The sequence below is a fragment of the Marinococcus sp. PL1-022 genome (assembly GCF_033845285.1).
Classification (GTDB): domain Bacteria; phylum Bacillota; class Bacilli; order Bacillales; family Marinococcaceae; genus Marinococcus.
This window is the reverse complement of record NZ_JAWXCX010000001.1, coordinates 2792679-2809253: the sequence shown is the minus strand read 5'-3', so window position 1 is coordinate 2809253 and position 16575 is coordinate 2792679. Positions and strand designations below refer to the sequence as shown.

Here is a 16575-nt window from a genome sequence, read left to right as displayed (position 1 = left end):
CATCGTGGCAGACACAGCAAAGACCCCGGTAAAAGTCGCTATGACAACCAATATGCAGCAGGAGGATGAACGTGAAACCATCCAACTGAACGCAGACGGCGAAATGTACGAAAAACAGGAATGGACCTATGTCCGGTTTGAAGAAGAGCTTGAGGGCATAGGGAAAGTACAGACAACGCTGAAAATCGGAGATGCAGAGGTTATGGTGCTCCGAAGCGGGGCCGTGGCCATGCGTCAGGTCTATGCGTACGGCGAACGTACCGAAGGCACCTACGATATGGGCTACGGCCGCCTTCATACAGAAGCGGTAACAGACCATCTGGCTGTGACCAGGGCCAACCCCGGCTGGATGATGCATATTGATTTTCATTACCGGCTGGCACTGCAGGGGACGCCGGTAGGGCGTTACGAAATTTCGATCGTTATTGAGGAGGACGTATGAGCATATGAATATAATGGATCAGGTGAAAGAGCAGCTGAAAACAGAAGTTGCTGCGGCAATTGAAGCGGCAGGACTTGCCCGGGGGGAGGACGTCCCGGAAATTGTTCTTGAAACCCCGAAGGAAAAAAGCCACGGAGACTTTGCGTCCAATGCAGCGATGAAGCTCGCAAGTGTGGCAAAAAAGGCTCCACGGGCGATCGCCGAGGACATCGTCAATCACTTAAACACAGACAAGGCCTCCGTTAAAAACATCGAAATTGCGGGGCCTGGCTTTATTAACTTTTTTATGGATAACCGCTATTTGATCGACGTGATTCCGGAAGTGCTCAACCAGGGAGCGGACTACGGCCGTTCTGATGTTGGAAAGCAGAAGAAGGTTCAGGTGGAGTTTGTATCAGCGAATCCAACCGGCAACCTCCACCTCGGTCATGCCCGCGGTGCGGCTGTGGGGGACTCGCTCTGTAATATTCTGGACTTTGCCGGCTACGACGTGACGCGTGAATATTACATTAACGATGCCGGCAACCAGATCGTAAACCTGGCCAGATCGGTCGAAAGCCGGTACTTTGAAGCGCTTGGCATGGATATGGAAATGCCTGAAGGCGGCTATCAGGGAGCAGACGTGCGCCAGTTCGGTGAAGAGCTTGCCAGCGAGCAGGGCGACCGGTTTGTCCACGTCGAGGAGGAGGAACGGCTCGAGTTTTTCCGCGAGTACGGCCTTAAGCGTGAAGTCGAAAAGCTGAAGCAGGATCTTGAACAATTCAGAGTCCGCTTTGACGTGTGGTATTCGGAAACCTCTCTTTACACAAATGGCAATGTGGAAGAAACTCTGCAGTACCTTCATGACCAGGGTGAAACGTATGAAGAAGACGGAGCGGTATGGTTCCGCTCGAGCCGTTACGGGGACGATAAGGACCGGGTGCTCGTGAAAAATGACGGCACCTATACGTATCTGCTGCCGGATATTTCGTATCACCGGAACAAATTCGGCCGCGGCTTTGAAAAGGTTATTAATATCTGGGGGGCGGACCACCACGGCTATATTCCACGGATGGAAGCAGCCGTGCAGGCGCTTGGTTATGACAAAGAACAGCTCGAAACGCAGATTATCCAAATGGTGAATCTGTTTGAAAACGGCGAGCGAGTGAAAATGAGCAAACGGACCGGCAAGGCGGTAACGCTGAAGGACCTCATGGAAGAAGTCGGCATCGATGCTACCCGGTATTTCTTTGCGATGAGAAGCCCGGACACACATATGGACTTTGATTTGAGTCTGGCCAAATCGCAGTCGAACGAAAATCCGGTATATTATGTGCAGTACGCCTACGCCCGGCTTTGCAGCATTTTCCGTCAGGCGGAGGAGCGCGGCATTACGTTTGATCCCCAGGCAGATTTGACGCCAATTCATAGTGAAAAGGAGCTGGACGTGCTGAAAAAAATCGGTGAATTCCCGGAAGAAGTGGCCATTGCAGCGGATAAATACGCTCCGCACCGCATGACCACCTACCTTCATGAGCTGGCGTCTGCATTTCACAGCTTCTACAACGCAGACCGCGTCATGGACGCTGAGGATGAGCCGAAAACCCAGGCAAGACTCGTACTGGCGAAGGCAGTCCAGACGACGGTGCAGAACGGTCTGGACCTTATTGGCGTAAACGCGCCGGAAACGATGTAATAACGACGAAGGCACCACCCGGGATGGGCGGTGCCTTTTTATTATGCTTTGGCAGGTGCTTTTTCATATGTCGATTCGATCTGTTCGTCGACCGGGAACCTGGTTCCCACGTAGGCGCGGGCCCGTTTAACAAACAGGGCGATCACAATGAGCGTACCGATGGCTGCAAGAATATAGCTTAATTCCATCGGAAGCCCAAAGCCGATCGGCGCGTTTAAAATGTAGGTGAACGTGGCCATGGTCATAAACGTGGCCGGAATTGAAGCGACCCAGTGGTTTTTCCCGGCGAGCACGAGATACATGGCACCGACCCACAGGGCGATCATAGCGGTGGATTGATTGGCCCAGGAAAAGTACCGCCATAAAATGGTGAAGTCCATGTTCGTTAAAGCAAACGAGGCGACAAACAATGGAAGCGCGATCCACAGCCGGTTCGGCATTTTCTTTTGATTGATCCGGAAGTAGTCGGCAATAATCATCCGTGCACTTCTAAACGACGTATCGCCGGAAGTGATTGGAAGTACAATGACCCCGAGAACGGCAAGTGTACCGCCGACAGCACCAAGCATTGTCATTGAAACCTCGCTGACCACAGCCCCGGGGCCGCCGGCAGCGATGATTTCATTCAGGGAGACCCCGTTGAAAATGCTCATGGCAGCAGCGGCCCAGATCATGGCGATGATGCCTTCTGCGATCATCATCCCGTAGAAGATTTTTCTTCCGCTGCCCTCGCTCTGGGTGGTGCGGGAAATAATCGGTGTCTGGGTGGCATGAAAGCCGGAGATAGCCCCGCAGGAAATAGTTAAAAAGAGCAGCGGAAAAATAGGTGCCTGGTCCGGGTGCATGTTTTGAAACGAAAGCTCGGGAATCGGCTGCCCCTGCACAATCAGCCCACCGCCGATACCGACAGCGCTCAGCAGAAGCAGCGCCCCGAGAATTGGGTAGATTTTGCCGATGATTTTATCCACCGGAAGAAGTGTCGCGAGCGTATAGTAAGCAAAAATAACTGTAATAATGGCAGCAAGGCCGATCCATCCAGGGAGAATTCCATTCAGCAGCTCCGCGGGAGCGGTGACGAAAACGGTTCCAACTAATAATAAAAGAAGCACGGAAAAGCCATTCACAATATGCTTCATCGACTTGCCGAGAAATTTGCCGGCCAGCTGCGGAAGGTGGGCGCCACCGTTCCGGATGGAAATCATTCCGGTTAAGTAATCATGCACCGCACCGGCAAAAATAGCGCCGAACACGATCCATAAAAAAGCAACCGGACCGTAGAGAGCTCCCATAATCGGGCCGAAGATTGGGCCGACGCCGGCAATGTTCAGCAGCTGAATCATGGAGTTTCTTTTCGTTCCCATGGGTAGGTAGTCGACATTATCCTGTTTAGTGAAGGCGGGGGTTGCCCGCTTGTCGTTTGCAGTAAATAATTTTTCAATAAAAGCGCCGTATGTAAAATAGCCGACAATCAGTAATGCTACTGCGATGATAAAAGTAATCATGATGTCGTCCTCCTGATAATTTGAATACGCTTACAAATTAGTTATACAATTGGAAATGATAAACGTCAAGCAGAAAAATGAAGCGGGCCCTACGGTTTTTATTGCAAACAGGAAGGGTAAATAATGGTAGACCTAGAAGAAGGACAGGAAGACATGCTGCGATGCAAAAGGAGGAAAAAGTATGGCTGTTATTATCCGCCCGATGAAGTACAAAGATTTGGACCGAATCCGGGAAGTTGCAAGGGAATGCTGGTACGATGCCTATGAGGGCATTATTCCGCTTCCGGCCCAGGAAATGTATTTAAGCCAGGCCTACAATGATGAAATGTTAATGCGCCGTATATCCAAGCACACCTCTAAAGTAGCTGAAGTGGATGGAACAGTTATTGGCTTTTCCGATCTAGGCCCGATCGATGACAAAAGAACCTGTAAAATGTCAGCTTTATACCTGCTTCCCGGACACCAGAGCCGGGGGATTGGAAAGCAATTATTTGACGAAACGCTGTTAGAAGAGCCAAACGCTAAAAAGATCCGGGTGTATATAGAGGAAAAAAATACACGCGGACAGAAATTCTACGAAGCCCAGGGCTTCGAGAAAAAAGAAAAGCTGCAGGGAGAATTCGGCGGCTATCAGATCCCGATGCTGATTATGGAGAAGGATATGTAAAAGAAAAGCGGAGGAAGCCTGACCAGCGATGCGGACCCTGGAAGGGATTTGGAAAAGTGGCTTTTTCACTTTGACAAAGATCTGAAGGGATGCGACATCGCTGGCTTCCGGAGCTGGACAGAGAAACGCGGTCGACTAAAACCGCTACGTCCTGTAGCAACGTCGAACTGACCCGCGTTGTGCGGGCCTGAAAAGCGGAGGGGGTGTCTTCCATCGAACTGATAACTTTAGGAATTTCACTGGTACTGCTGATTGGTATGATTGCCCAATGGCTTTCATGGAGGTGGGGGATACCTGCTATCGTTGGAATGACTCTGATGGGGTTATTTATTGGCCCGGGAATAAACCTGATTTATCCGGATCAACTGTTTGGGGATTTGCTTGAGCCAATTATTTCTTTAGCTGTGGCGATTATTCTGTTCGAAGGAAGTCTAAGCCTGGACCGCAGGGAAGTTTTTCATTTTAAAGAACCGGTTAGGCGGATGTATACGTTAGTGCCGTTAATGTCATGGCTTTTAACAGCAGTCATTGCCAACTTGGTGGTTGGCTTGTCCTGGGTGACCGCCTTTGTCATCGGGGGGTTGTTTATCGTTACAGGTCCTACTGTTATCACCCCGTTATTAAAGAATGCCAATTTAAAAGAAAGACCTGATAGGATGCTCCGTTGGGAGGGAATTATTGTCGATCCCATGGGCGCCCTGGCGGCTTTATTTGCTCTTCAAATTGGCCTTGCGGCGAGCGGCGTCATAGATTCTGCTGCCCTGGGCTCCTTTTTTCTGGGAGCAGTTGCAGCTCTTGTTTTAGGAATCGGAACTGGGGCCGGGACCAGCTATGCGTTTCAACGAAACATAATTCCCAGAGATATGCAGGCACCTATGATGTTCGCTTTGGTTATTTTTATCTTTGCGGTATCGGATTTGATCATGGAAGAGAGTGGACTGCTGGCGGTGACAGCCATGGGTGTTACTCTGGCCAACAGGGGTCTGAATGTTCCTATTTTAGATAACATACGCCATTTTAAAGAGAACATATCAACGTTGTTTATCAGTGCTGTCTTTGTTCTGCTGACAGCTTCCCTTACGCGTACGGATTTAATTGAATTATGGGATATACGGATTATAGGGTTCGTACTTTTGATGATGCTTATTGTGCGGCCATTGTCCGTTTGGATAGGCTTAGCGAACACTGAAGTGACTCTGAGAGAAAAAACCTTTATTGGCTGGATTGCCCCGCGCGGTGTTGTGGCTTTAACTGTTAGCGGGTATTTCCAGACAATATTGGTGGAAGCAGGATTTACGGAGGCGGAGCGTATACTTCCGATGACGCTGGCACTTGTGTTTATTACGGTAGTCATCCATGGCTATACATTGACGCCTTTGGCAAAAAGGCTGAAATTGACCAAATGATAAATTAAAGAAATAACGCAAACGCTTCGTTGGATGAATGAACGAGGGAACGAGAGACCGGCAGAACCAATACAGCCGGAAAATGAATAAGTGAAAGTCAAAAAGCAAGACTAACTCTGATGGTGGAGGCACCAGCCCTCTGGAGCACTTTTTTATTTTTACCTCATAAACAAAGGCCTCCGAAAAGAGATTTCGGAGGCCTTTGGCCAAATTCTGAAGCTGCTCCTCTTGTGTGAGGAAGCAGCTTTGCACTTGATAGATGATTATTTTAATGGGTTACTTCATTTTTTAATAGGACGATGCGATGGTAAGGAAATTCTTCTTCTTTTCCCACAATTGGATAATCACTGAATTCTACAATAACCGTGCGTTCAAATTCAGAAATAACTTTCATTTCATAGCCTTCGTAATGAACGACTTCTCCAGGTTCGAATTGGTCAAATTGCTTTTCGCCAGCCATATACATCAACACCTTTAACTTTATTAAAATATAATACCCTTTTTTATAATGATTAAACGTCGCTTGGAATTACAGACACAATACGTACATTTTCGTGAAACAGGAACGATTTGTCAATAAGGTTGCAGCAGACCGGTAAATCAGCTAAACTAATTGAAGTTTTTGAAGGAACGAAAAAATGGAGGATGGTCATGAGCCTGGAAGAAAAAGAGAGAAAGCTGCAGCAGCTCACAGCGAAGGAAGCGCTTCTTGGTGTTGCTATTGCTGTGGGCCATTTTATCTGGTGGTTTGGTTTTGCTTATGGTCTTGGAGGCAGAGACCCCCAGGATTATCAGTACATACTTGGTATGCCCGACTGGCTGTTTTACAGCTGCGTGCTCGGGCCGGTGCTTTTACTCGTCACTTTGTGGTTTGTCGTGAAGTTTGTCCTCCGTGATATTCCTCTTGATCAGGAGGAAGAATAATGAATATAGAAGTGATTGTGCCATTAATCTTTTTTTTACTTCTTACGTTTGCAATCGGTATCTGGTCCGCTAAAAAAAGGACGGGAGCCGCTTCTTTTCTTCATGATTATTATCTGGGCAGCCGTGAACTTGGCGGGCTGGTGCTAGCCATGACAATGGTTGCGACGTACGGAAGCGCGAGCAGCTTTGTCGGAGGCCCCGGCATTGCCTACGACCGGGGGCTTGGCTGGGTGCTTTTGTCCATGGCCCAGGTGGTTACCGGCTATTTTACACTGATGATTCTTGGCAAGCGGTTTGCCGTTATGGCCCGCCGGTACCGGGCTGTAACGCTCGTGGATTTTCTCCGCTCCCGCTATAATAACGGACTTGTTGTTATTTTAGGGGCATTCAGCATTGTCATCTTCTTATTTTCTGCCATGGCCGCCCAGTGGGTAGGTGGCGCGAGGCTCATCGAATCGGTCACAGGCATGAGCTATCAGGCATCCCTGTTCCTGTTTGCAGCGGCAGTCCTGTTTTATGTGATCATCGGGGGCTTCCGGGCAGTAGCGGTTACAGACGCAGTGCAGGGCATTATTATGGTAGTTGGAACATTGATTATTTTTACCGCTACGCTGATAGCGGGGGGCGGCATGAACAATATTATGACCTCCCTGTATCAGGAGAACCCGAACCTCGTTACACCGTTCGGCGCGGATGGGGATTTAACCGCGCTCTATGTATCGTCATTCTGGATTTTAGTCGGTGTGGGAGTGGTTGGGCTGCCTCAGGTGGCGGTACGGGCAATGTCGTATAAAAGCTCGGCTGCTATGCACCGTGCGCTTCTGATCGGAACGGCAGTGGTTGCTTTTATGATGTTTGGAATGCATATGGCCGGGGTTATGGGCCGTGTCGTGGTCCCGGGCATTGAAGTGGCCGATACCGTTATGCCGGAGCTTACCATGACTGTTCTTCCCGGATGGCTGGCCGGTGTCGTCCTGGCAGCGCCGATGGCAGCCATCATGAGCACCGTGGATTCCCTGCTGCTGATGATCAGCTCCTCAGTAGTAAAAGATGTATACATTAACTATATCAAGCCGGACGCTTCGGAAAACAGAATACGCCTGCTGAGCCTGATTGTTACGGCAGCCGTCGGCATTATCGTTGTAGCTATTTCGTGGAGTCCGCCGGAGTTTTTAATCTGGCTGAATTTGTTTGCCTTTGGAGGACTGGAGGCAGCGTTCATCTGGCCCATCGTTCTGGGACTGTACTGGAAAAAGGCAAACGGATGGGGAGCGCTTGCAGCAATGGTCACCGGTATCGCCTCATACATGATTATTTCCATCTGGCTTCCGGGATGGCTCGGGATGCACGAAGTGGCTATGCCCGTTCTGTTTTCACTTGCTGCGTTTGTGTTCGTCTCCCTTCTCACGAACCGGCAGCAGAACGAATGGGCACCTCTGGAAAACCATTAAACACACAGGCAGTAAATTCTATCAGGAAGAATTAAATAATAATTATGGAATTTTCCTTCGAAATATGTTTATAATTTTAGGTATGAATTTTCGTAGCGATGAAGCGATTAATATAAAAGAATCAGCATAAGGGCATGTTCGTGAAAAGGAGCGATGAGGCTGTGAAAATAAACGAGTTGAGCGAAGAAAAAGTACGGGAAATGTCTTCGATGGAACTGGCGTATATGATACTCGAAGAAGAGGGCGGAGCATCAGGCTATACGAGAGTTATGGACCGTCTGACAGAATTAAAAGGATACACGGAAGAAGAAAGAAAAAGCCGGATGATCAAGCTGTTTACCTCCATGAACCTGGATGGACGGTTTGTGCACCTGGGCGAAAACCACTGGGGTCTTCGCGGATGGTATCCTCTCGATCAGTCAGATGAAGAACTGAGTCATACCGTACAGGGGTCTGATGAGCTTGCCGATGAAATCGATCCGGAAGAAGAAACGTATGATGATGACCTGGTGGACATTTCCGACGATCTGGACGCGATCTCTAAAAAAGACGATGCCGGTGAAGACACGTTTGATGATAATGATCTCGAAGGCTTTGAGCCAGGCAATTCCGGTCCAGGCTTCGACGAAGACGAAGATGAAGACGAAGAAGACAGTGGAAGCGACAATACAGAGGAAAGTGAAGAAGAGAGCCGGTAATTTTATTGTGGCGATATCTTGACTTTCGAAACTCGTATAGGTACAATCATTTTTGGGCTGTGACGTAAAGGTGAAAATGATACCTATATAAGCATGAACGACAAACAAAAGTGTGCCCCCTCCATATGGTGGCAGGGCGCCACTTTTGTTTTTTTTATGAACAAAGAAAAGCGGAGGGTGTTTGGGCACCAGCTTAAACGGCTCGTCGGTTTCAGTCGGCTTGAGACGAAGTCACAAACGAGCTGAAATCACGAATGGATTAAGCTGGTAACACCCGTAGCTGGACAAAAAGAAAAGCGCAGAAGCCTTGCTCAACCGCGACAGGTACTTCCCAGACGTGCAGGGCAGCCTGCTGCCCGGAGTCGGCTGGGAAAGTAACCCCGAGCGGTTAGGCTTCGAAGCTGGACAAAGAAAAGCGCGGGGGTCTGTTGAGCGGCGCGGGCCCTGAAAGAACTATTTTAAAGAACATTTATATAAAGAGAGGCAGATAGGTATATGGCGAGTAAATATATTTTCGTTACTGGCGGCGTTGTATCTTCGTTAGGTAAAGGCATTACAGCAGCTTCCCTTGGAAGACTGCTTAAAAACAGAGGACTTAGTGTTACTATCCAAAAGTTTGACCCATATATCAACGTGGACCCGGGAACGATGAGCCCGTATCAGCACGGGGAAGTTTTCGTTACAGACGACGGAGCAGAAACAGACCTGGATCTCGGGCACTATGAACGCTTTATCGATATTAACCTCAGCAAAAACAGCAATGTCACGACCGGAAAAGTATACTCATCCGTTATTCGCAAAGAACGTCGCGGCGACTATCTCGGCGGTACTGTACAGGTTATTCCGCATGTCACAAATGAGATTAAGGAACGGGTCTACCGTGCAGGAAGAGAAACAGGGGCTGACGTGGTAATTACAGAAATCGGCGGTACGGTCGGCGATATTGAAAGCCTGCCGTTTCTTGAAGCCATTCGCCAGATCAAAAGCGATGTCGGGCGCGACAACGTAATGTATGTGCACTGTACGTTAATTCCATACTTATCTGCAGCAGGAGAAATGAAATCCAAGCCGACGCAGCACAGCGTCAAAGAGCTCCGCGGCATCGGTATTCAGCCGAACGTCATTGTACTCCGGACAGAAAAGCCGGTACCGGAAAACATGAAGGAAAAAATTGCTTCGTTCTGCGACGTGCCTTCAGAATCGGTTATTGAAGCAGGGGATGCAGAAGTGTTGTACCAGATCCCGCTTGAACTGCAGCGCCAGCATATGGACCAGATTGTCTGCGATCACCTGAAGCTGACAGCGCCACCGGCAGAAATGACGGAATGGACTGCGCTCGTCGACCGGGTGAAAAACTTAAGCAAAACGGTACGTATTGCCCTCGTAGGAAAATATGTAGCGCTTCCGGACGCGTATCTTTCAGTGGCAGAGTCGCTTAAGCACGCCGGCTACCACTTTGATGCAGACATTGAAATCGACTGGGTGCAGTCGGAGGACCTGGATGAAAATAATGTGGCAGAGCGCCTGAAGGATGCCGATGGAATTCTTGTCCCCGGAGGCTTCGGAGACCGCGGCATTCAGGGCAAGATTGAAGCAATCAGCTACGCCCGTAAACAGAAGATTCCGTTTCTCGGAATCTGTCTTGGCATGCAGCTGGCAAGCGTGGAATTTGCAAGAAACGTGGCCGGTATAGAGGATGCAGGTTCGGCAGAATTCCATCCTGATGCTAAAAATGCAGTAATCGACCTGCTTCCGGAGCAGAAGGATGTTGAGGATCTTGGCGGTACGCTCCGGCTCGGCCTTTATCCCTGCAAGCTGAAAGAAGGCTCCCGGGCAAAGGAAGCTTATGATGATGCGGAAATCGTTTATGAACGTCACCGCCACCGCTACGAATTCAGCAATGCTTACAGAGAACAGCTGGAAGACAACGGATTTATCTTCAGTGGTACGAGCCCGGACGGACGTCTGGCGGAAATTATCGAAGTAGCAGACCATCCTTATTTTGTTGCTTCACAGTTCCACCCGGAATTTGTATCCCGTCCGACCCGCCCACAGCCTTTATTCCGCGAATTTATCCGTCACTCTGCAGGAGAATAAATAAAAGTAAGCCTGGATGGCATAGACCATCCAGGCTTCTTTATGCAGAATAACTCTGCTTTATTCGAGTTCATCGGATAATTCTTTGATATATAAATATAAAAGCTGGCCGGCGAAGAAAGCAGACAGGTCAAATGGATACCCGTAGCGCTCTCCCGTTTCGTCCGGAATGACGGGATCGGCCGACGGTGCTGAAATATGGCAGTTTAACGGCCCGAGCAGCTCGTTGATACGGGCATCATCCTGCGTGAAAATAATCAAAGGTGTTTCGCTGTTTTCGCATGTCTGGATAAACGAAAGCATCTCCTCCTGCTCGTCGGGATGAATGATTAAAAACAAACGGTCGACCTCAGACAGGGCCTCGGTCTCGGGAGAGGGGATAATGGCTGTCGTTCCTGCCGGGGCATCCGGGTGGCTGGCCAGCGCGAGAGCAATGGAATGGGCGGACGGCGATCCCGCTACCCAGAGCCTGCCGAGCCCCCTTACAGCCTGTACGCCCAGACGTGCCGCATCTTCAAATTCTTCCTCCTGGTCCATGATGCTTTGAAATTTACCCTGGAGCTGGGTAGAAAAAATTTTCATGAAAATCCTCTTTTCTGCTTTAAAATTGATGCCTGGCTGAAACATCATGGTCATAAATCTCATAGTAATATATACTGCAGAGAGAATAAAGTAGAGAAGGAGGAATTCATGCAATGCAACGGGTGTTAATCGTAGATGATCAGATGGGAATCCGGCTTCTCTTAAAAGAGGTGCTCGAAGAAGAGGGGTACACCGTCAAGGAAGCACATAACGGCGAGCTTGCTTTACATATGGTGGATGAATGGACGCCGGAAATTTTTATCATCGATATGAGACTCCCGGGGATCGACGGGCTCACCTTGCTTAAAGAGCTTCAAAGCATCTCCCGCCTTGAAGGTGCCTGCATGATTATAATGACTGCCTTTGGCGAAAAGGAACAGGTGGAGGCGGCCAGACAAAACGGAGCTGCCTACTATATCACCAAGCCGTTTGACATTGAAAACTTAAAGAGCGTCATTGGCAAAGTTTCACGAGAAGGGTGACAACTGGACTCGATATGCTATAATGAAAAAAGAATTTGAGTAAGATCTACATAGCATAGTCGGTTTGTTTTCAAGCGGAAGTATCTGACAGTGAAGACGCCCTGATCACATCGTTATTTCGCTTTAATACCCACTATTCAATGCAGCCTGAGTGAAAGCTGCAGATACTTTCGTGTGCTTAAATATGTTTACTATGTATGGAAGCTGCTCAAACATTTTGCTTGAAACGAAGAGGGAGGATATTTTTATGCCATTGGTATCAATGACGGAAATGCTGAAAACAGCACAGAAAAATCAGTATGCCGTAGGACAGTTCAACCTGAACAACATGGAATTCACCCAGGCCATTCTTCAGGCGGCTGAAGAGGAAAAATCTCCAGTAATCTGCGGTGTTTCTGAAGGCGCGGCCCGCTACATGGGCGGCTTCGAAACAGTCGTTACCCTGGTAAAAGCGTTGATGAAAGAATACAACGTAACAGTACCTGTAGCTATTCACCTCGACCACGGCTCGAGCTTTGAAAACTGCATGAAGGCAATGAAAGCTGGATTTACTTCTGTAATGATCGACGGGTCCCACCACCCGCTTGAATACAACATCGAAATGACTAAGCGCGTTGTAGATGCCGCACATGCGATCGGCGTATCTGTAGAAGCCGAGCTTGGCCGTGTAGGCGGACAGGAAGACGACCTGGTCGTTTCTGAAGCGGAAGAAGCTTATGCTATTCCTGCAGAGTGTAAAGAGCTTGTAGAGCAGACTGGTGTTGACTGCTTCGCAGCAGCGCTTGGTTCTGTACACGGCCCGTACAAAGGCGAGCCAAACCTCAGCTTTACCCGCATGGAAGAGATACAGCAGCTTGTGGACGTTCCATTCGTTCTGCACGGTGGTACAGGCATTCCGACAGAAGACGTGAAAAAAGCGATCCGTTACGGTCACGCCAAAGTGAACGTAAATACGGAAAGCCAGATGTCCTCTGCGGCGAAGGTACGCGAAGTACTGGCAGAGCAGCCGAACCAGTATGATCCTCGTAAATACCTCGGCCCGGCACGCGATGCTGTCAAAGAAACAGTGAAGTTCAAAATGCAGGAATTTGGTTCTTCCAACCAGGCGTAATTAAAGGGCATAAAGCGAAGAAAAGGGGCCCGGCAACGGGCCGCCTGTTTCTCCGCCTTACCTTCTTCTTTTCATAGTAAAATGATTTGCAAACGTTTGCTTGAGCTGGATAAAGAGTACTAAATAACAGGAGGGAACATGTATGAAGTTTTTTGTAGATACAGCGAATATCGATGAAATCAGAGAGGCAAATGACCTCGGGATTCTCGCCGGCGTCACCACGAATCCGAGTCTCGTCGCCAAAGAAGGCGTTGACTTTCATGAACGCTTAAAAGAGATTACTGCTATCGTTGACGGCTCCGTCAGTGCCGAGGTTATCTCGACGGAAGCGGAAGGCATGATCACAGAAGGCCGGGAGCTCGCAAAAATCGCTCCGAATATTACGGTTAAAGTTCCAATGACACTTGAAGGCATGAAAGCCGTAAAGGTCTTTACAGAAGAAAACATTCAAACGAATGTTACGCTCGTCTTTTCTTCCGTACAGGCGTTAATTGCGGCAAGAGCAGGCGCGACATACGTATCCCCATTCCTCGGACGTCTGGACGATATCGGTCATAACGGTCTGGACCTGATCAGTGAAATTTCTGAGATCTTTAACGTTCACGGCATTGAAACGAATATTATTGCAGCATCCGTGCGCCATTCCACCCACGTGGCAGAAGCAGCGGCCCGCGGTGCCCATATCGCGACCATTCCGTTTAAGGTTGTTCCTGGCCTTCTGAAGCATCCACTGACAGATCAGGGCATTGAAAAATTCCTGAGCGACTGGGAAAACCGTAAGCAGTAAAATAAAACAGCAAAGGCTTCTGCAGGGTTTCTGCAGAAGCTTTTTTTGTATGAAAATTCAGCCAAATTCTCTTGCTAATAAGTGGAAAAACATCTATGCTGAAAAAAGAAAACACTTTTAACGATTAGTAGGACACAAATAGTATAAAAAGGCATTCCCTGCCTGAATTCGGGCCCGGCCTAAAGCTTTTTCATACCGGTCCATACAGGCTGGCTGAATAAGCCGGATAATGACTATAGAGGATGATTGCATGCAGAAAATGATTATTGAAGGCGGCAGGCCCTTAGCAGGCCGGGTATCGGTCAGCGGAGCGAAAAACAGCGCGGTGGCGCTTGTACCGGCGGCATTGATGGCAAATGGCCATGTGACTCTCGAGAACCTTCCGGATATTCACGATATCGACACGCTGGCTGAGATTTTGCAGGGCGCGGGAGCGAATGTAAAAACAGAGAATCACCGGATGAAAATTAACGCGAAGAATGTCCGTCCGCTGCCGCTGCCAAACGGAAAAGTAAAGAAGCTGCGCGCTTCCTACTATCTGATGGGGGCAATGCTCGGCCGGTTTAAAAAAGCGGTTATCGGCATGCCGGGCGGCTGCTATCTTGGTCCGCGGCCGATTGATCAGCACATCAAAGGCTTTGAAGCCCTTGGTGCCACCGTCGAAAATGAACACGGAGCGCTTCATATCCATGCCAAAGAGCTGAAAGGAGCCCGCATCTACCTGGATGTGGTGAGTGTTGGGGCGACGATTAATATTATGATGGCGGCAGTCATGGCCAAGGGCCGGACAGTCATCGAAAACGCCGCGAAGGAACCGGAGATTATCGACGTAGCCACACTTTTAACAAATATGGGGGCAAATATTAAAGGCGCGGGTACAAACGTGATCCGTATTGACGGCGTGGAAGAATTAAATGGATGCACTCATTCGATTATTCCGGACCGGATTGAGGCGGGAACCTATATGATTGCCGGGGCAGCTGCGGGAAGCGAAGTAGTAATAGACAACGTCATTCCGGACCATCTCGAAGCATTAACGGCCAAGCTCCGGGAAACAGGGACAGGCGTGGAATGGTATGATAATTCGGTACGTGTCACCGGGACGGAGCGGCTGCAGGCCGTGCAGTTAAAAACACTCGTTTATCCCGGTTTTCCTACCGATCTGCAGCAGCCGTTCACAGCGCTGATGACAAAAGCGGAAGGAAAAACGATTGTTCACGACACCATCTATCCATCCCGGTTCAAGCATGTGGATGAGCTGTCGCGCATGGGAGCGGATGTAACCACCAGTGAAGGCACTGCGATTGTGCGTGGGCCCGCTCAGCTTCAGGGTGTAGAGGTGGCAGCGAGCGACCTGCGGGCCGGAGCTGCCCTGATCGTAGCCGGGCTGATGGCCGAAGGCCGTACCGTTATTACCGGCTTTGAGCATGTGGCCCGGGGCTATGAAAGGATTGAGCACAAATTGCGTTATTTAGGCGCTGATATTCGTTTAGAGACCATCAGTGAGCAGGAGATGCAGGAAATTAAAAATTCATAAGCTTGGGGGAGTATAACAATGGAAAGAAGTCTATCGATGGAGTTAGTACGAGTGACAGAAGCAGCGGCATTATCGTCTGCACGCTGGATGGGCCGGGGAAAAAAGGATGAGGCCGACGATGCTGCTACAAGCGCAATGCGCGATGTATTTGACACGATCCCGATGAAAGGGACCGTGGTCATCGGCGAAGGGGAAATGGACGAAGCGCCGATGCTCTACATTGGGGAAAAGCTCGGTACCGGCTTCGGCCCGAGAGTCGATGTGGCGGTAGACCCGCTTGAAGGTACAGAAATCGTCGCCAGCGGCTCCTGGAACGCCCTCGCGGTGCTTGCCATTGCTGACCATGGAAGACTTCTCCATGCTCCGGATATGTATATGGATAAAATTGCCGTAGGACCTGAAGCGATTGGGACAATTGATATCGATGCGCCGGTTGCAGACAACCTGCATGCTGTAGCAAAGGCAAAGGGCAAGGATATTGAAGACGTTGTAGTCACTATTTTAGACAGAGAGCGCCATGCCAAACTGATTCAGGACGTCCGCGACACCGGAGCCCGCATCAAGCTGATTCCCGCCGGGGACGTGGCGGGTGCAATTAATACCGCCTTTGATGAAACAGGTGTGGATATACTGCTTGGCTCCGGCGGAGCGCCGGAGGGCGTTATTGCCGCGGTCGGACTCAAGTGTCTGGGCGGGGAAATGCAGGGCAAGCTTCTTCCACAGAATGACGATGAGCTGGCCCGGTGCACGGAAATGGGCATTGATGACGTCAGCCGGCCGCTTCTTATGTCGGATCTGGTCGGCGGGGAGGACTGCATCTTCGCTGCTACCGGCGTAACGGAGGGCGAGCTGCTGAAGGGCGTGAATTTTAAAAGCTCCAAGGCGACCACCCAGTCCCTGGTCATGAGGGCGAAATCAGGGACGGTCCGTTTTGTCGACGGCAAGCACAACGTTCAGAAAAAACCGGATTTTGTCATCAGAGACGAATAGCACAGGCAGAGGACAGGGGGCACCTGTCCTTTTCCCGTTTTCATGCCGGAGGTCTCCCGTGCTGATAATTTCACTTGCAGACAGAGTCGTTCAAAGTTAAAATGATGAAGAACAATCCGTATTCGTAAAACGTTTACTGCCATTCAACAGTACTCCTCTCCTTTATGCGAAGCGAAGGCGCATCTGCTTCAATGCTCCAAAGAATGCAGGGCATCCGTTCCTTT

General features: G+C 49.5%; 16 protein-coding genes. 13 read left to right on the top strand and 3 right to left on the bottom strand.

The window, feature by feature from the left end; all coding sequences use genetic code 11:
• Nucleotides 1–4 precede the first annotated feature (4 nt).
• Together SIC45_RS14345 and argS are read left to right on the top strand one after the other, a co-directional pair.
• Complete coding sequence (locus tag SIC45_RS14345) at nt 5–442, top strand: DUF1934 domain-containing protein (RefSeq protein ID WP_298786367.1); 438 nt, start codon at nt 5–7, stop codon at nt 440–442.
• A 4-nt stretch (nt 443–446) separates the two neighbouring features.
• Nucleotides 447–2117 (top strand): arginine--tRNA ligase, encoded by a 1671-nt coding sequence (gene argS, locus SIC45_RS14340; RefSeq protein WP_319632675.1) that lies wholly within the window; start codon nt 447–449, stop codon nt 2115–2117.
• A 41-nt stretch (nt 2118–2158) separates the two neighbouring features.
• Here argS and SIC45_RS14335 read toward each other — a convergent pair whose 3' ends face one another.
• On the bottom strand, nt 2159–3619 hold the full coding sequence (locus SIC45_RS14335; RefSeq protein WP_319632674.1) for a carbon starvation protein A: 1461 nt from the start codon (nt 3617–3619) through the stop codon (nt 2159–2161).
• 181 nt (nt 3620–3800) lie between these two features.
• Here SIC45_RS14335 and SIC45_RS14330 point away from each other — a divergent pair, with 181 nt between their 5' ends.
• Together SIC45_RS14330 and SIC45_RS14325 are read left to right on the top strand one after the other, a co-directional pair.
• Nucleotides 3801–4286 carry a GNAT family N-acetyltransferase gene (locus SIC45_RS14330; RefSeq protein ID WP_298786361.1) on the top strand — a complete coding sequence of 162 codons (486 nt, stop codon included), beginning with the start codon at nt 3801–3803 and terminating at the stop codon, nt 4284–4286.
• Nucleotides 4287–4489: 203 nt separating this feature from the next.
• A complete protein-coding gene (locus tag SIC45_RS14325; RefSeq protein ID WP_319632673.1) occupies nt 4490–5692 on the top strand; it encodes a sodium:proton antiporter in 1203 nt (400 codons plus the stop codon).
• 268 nt (nt 5693–5960) lie between these two features.
• On the opposite strand, the gene SIC45_RS14320 is transcribed toward SIC45_RS14325, so the two are convergent.
• Nucleotides 5961–6152 carry a hypothetical protein gene (locus SIC45_RS14320; protein WP_022794603.1) on the bottom strand — a complete coding sequence of 64 codons (192 nt, stop codon included), beginning with the start codon at nt 6150–6152 and terminating at the stop codon, nt 5961–5963.
• A gap of 191 nt (nt 6153–6343) precedes the next feature.
• Here SIC45_RS14320 and SIC45_RS14315 point away from each other — a divergent pair, with 191 nt between their 5' ends.
• From SIC45_RS14315 to SIC45_RS14300, 4 genes are all read left to right on the top strand, one after another.
• On the top strand, nt 6344–6616 hold the full coding sequence (locus SIC45_RS14315) for a YhdT family protein (RefSeq protein ID WP_298786358.1): 273 nt from the start codon (nt 6344–6346) through the stop codon (nt 6614–6616).
• The gene (panF, locus tag SIC45_RS14310) at nt 6616–8067 is read left to right on the top strand and encodes a sodium/pantothenate symporter (RefSeq protein ID WP_319632672.1); all 1452 of its coding nucleotides are present in this window, start codon (nt 6616–6618) and stop codon (nt 8065–8067) included. Before SIC45_RS14315 ends, panF begins: the two co-directional genes overlap by 1 nt.
• A gap of 161 nt (nt 8068–8228) precedes the next feature.
• Entirely contained in the window at nt 8229–8765 is a 537-nt protein-coding gene (gene rpoE, locus SIC45_RS14305) for a DNA-directed RNA polymerase subunit delta (protein ID WP_319632671.1), read from the top strand.
• A 495-nt stretch (nt 8766–9260) separates the two neighbouring features.
• On the top strand, nt 9261–10862 hold the full coding sequence (locus tag SIC45_RS14300; protein ID WP_298786352.1) for a CTP synthase: 1602 nt from the start codon (nt 9261–9263) through the stop codon (nt 10860–10862).
• Between the two features lie 60 nt (nt 10863–10922).
• Here the strand turns inward: SIC45_RS14300 and SIC45_RS14295 are convergent, their stop codons facing one another.
• Complete coding sequence (locus SIC45_RS14295) at nt 10923–11444, bottom strand: DUF2529 family protein (RefSeq protein ID WP_319632670.1); 522 nt, start codon at nt 11442–11444, stop codon at nt 10923–10925.
• Nucleotides 11445–11557: 113 nt separating this feature from the next.
• Between SIC45_RS14295 and SIC45_RS14290 the strand changes: the two genes are divergently transcribed.
• From SIC45_RS14290 to glpX, 5 genes are all read left to right on the top strand, one after another.
• On the top strand, nt 11558–11926 hold the full coding sequence (locus SIC45_RS14290) for a response regulator (RefSeq protein WP_319632669.1): 369 nt from the start codon (nt 11558–11560) through the stop codon (nt 11924–11926).
• A gap of 247 nt (nt 11927–12173) precedes the next feature.
• Nucleotides 12174–13037, top strand: a complete 864-nt coding sequence (gene fba / locus SIC45_RS14285; RefSeq protein WP_319632668.1) for a class II fructose-1,6-bisphosphate aldolase — start codon at nt 12174–12176, stop codon at nt 13035–13037.
• Between the two features lie 142 nt (nt 13038–13179).
• The gene (fsa, locus tag SIC45_RS14280; RefSeq protein ID WP_298786345.1) at nt 13180–13824 is read left to right on the top strand and encodes a fructose-6-phosphate aldolase; all 645 of its coding nucleotides are present in this window, start codon (nt 13180–13182) and stop codon (nt 13822–13824) included.
• 250 nt (nt 13825–14074) lie between these two features.
• Nucleotides 14075–15361, top strand: a complete 1287-nt coding sequence (locus SIC45_RS14275) for a UDP-N-acetylglucosamine 1-carboxyvinyltransferase (protein ID WP_319632667.1) — start codon at nt 14075–14077, stop codon at nt 15359–15361.
• A gap of 18 nt (nt 15362–15379) precedes the next feature.
• Nucleotides 15380–16351, top strand: coding sequence for a class II fructose-bisphosphatase (gene glpX / locus SIC45_RS14270; protein ID WP_319632666.1), 972 nt, complete (start codon nt 15380–15382; stop codon nt 16349–16351).
• The last annotated feature ends 224 nt before the right edge of the window (nt 16352–16575 follow it).